Origin of the sequence: Mesorhizobium sp. M0621 (genome assembly GCF_040320745.1) — a bacterium.
Taxonomy (GTDB): domain Bacteria; phylum Pseudomonadota; class Alphaproteobacteria; order Rhizobiales; family Rhizobiaceae; genus Mesorhizobium.
This window is the reverse complement of record NZ_JAMYQF010000130.1, coordinates 1-1,307: the sequence shown is the minus strand read 5'-3', so window position 1 is coordinate 1,307 and position 1,307 is coordinate 1. Positions and strand designations below refer to the sequence as shown.

Below are 1,307 nucleotides of genomic sequence, written 5' to 3'. Positions count from 1 at the left end.
CAGGCTGCTGCAAAAGTCTGATCGTTGCTGATTTCGATATTCTTGGCGGGAGTATTGAGTTGCCCGCGCGATTTCCGGCGGGTTTGCAGCGCTGAGATTGCGGCGCGAGTGGCGGCCCTTCTGTTTGACGGTTATGCGATCTGCGCTTTTAGGAGCTTTGGGATGCGAACCAGATTGTAGGCGATGACCGCAAAGGTGAAGACGGCCTCAACTCTTGGCTGTCCTCGCAGTTTGGTCTTGGTCAGTCCGCCGGGCTTCTTCACCCAGCCGAATATCTCCTCGATGCGTTTGCGAATGCGCTGGCTGATCGCATAACCGGCATGGCGCGTGGTGCGCCCGTCGATAGCGGTCTTGCGCACCGTGCCGGTGCTGGAGACCGTGCCCTGGATGGCGATGTGCGGGGTGACTTGGCGCTGGCGCAGGTCGCCAACGAAATCCATGACGTCATAGGCCTTGTCCGCGCCCAGCGTGATGCGATGTTTGCCTTGTCGCCGGTCGAGCATGACAAGCGTCGCTTCCCGCTCGGCCTTGCCGGTGGCGTGCGTCAACGTTGCATCGACCGCCAGCCCGTTGCGGTTCTCCATCAGCACATGGCCCATGAAGCACAGGCGGCTCGGATGGCCGTCCGCCTTGCGGTAGAGCCGGGCGTCGGGATCGGTCGTGGAGGCATGTGTCTGGTTCGAGCGCTTCTCCTTGCGGAAGTTGCGCTCGCCATTGCGCCCTGGCCCCGGCGGATCGCCCGAACCGTCCTTCGGGCGGAAACTCTTCATCGACGCCCAGGCATCGATCAGCGTGCCGTCCACCGAAAAATGCTCGCTCGACAGAAGCTTGCTCACCCGCTTGAGACCCATCAGTTCGCCCAAAAACTCACGCGCCACATCCGCCTCAAGCAGCCGGTCGCGATTGTGGGTGAACGCCGTCGCATGCCATGCCGACGCATCCAGCGGCAGGCCGACGAACCAGCGGAACAGCAGATTGTAATCGATCTGCTCCATCAGTTGCCGTTCCGAACGAACCGAGAAGAACGCCTGCAGCAGCGTCGCCCGCAGCAACATCTCCGGCGGGATCGATGGCCGTCCCATGCCCGAATATAGCGCCTCGAAGCGGTCATCCAGACGACCAAGCACTTCATCGCACAACCGCCGGATCGCCCGCAGAGGATGATCCAACGGAATGCGCTTCTCTAACGGAACATAGCTGAAAAGGCCTTCCGATCCATCACTACGACCCCGCATCGCAAATCACTCCCGTTGTCAGACGAAAGTGAATCACAAAACAAAGCCAAACGCGACTTTTGCAGCAGCCTG

The 1,307-nt window shown here is 60.7% G+C and carries 1 protein-coding gene; it reads right to left on the bottom strand.

Annotation, left to right across the window (positions count from 1 at the left end; translation table 11 throughout):
- Nucleotides 1-131 precede the first annotated feature (131 nt).
- On the bottom strand, nucleotides 132-1,235 hold the full coding sequence (locus NKI38_RS33430) for an IS5 family transposase (protein ID WP_352665143.1): 1,104 nt from the start codon (nucleotides 1,233-1,235) through the stop codon (nucleotides 132-134).
- Nucleotides 1,236-1,307 lie beyond the last annotated feature (72 nt).

Excerpts from the sequence above, each read along its gene's own strand:
- NKI38_RS33430 (WP_352665143.1), bottom strand. The coding sequence starts at position 1,235 with ATGCGGGGTCGTAGTGATGGATCGGAAGGCCTTTTCAGCTATGTTCCG.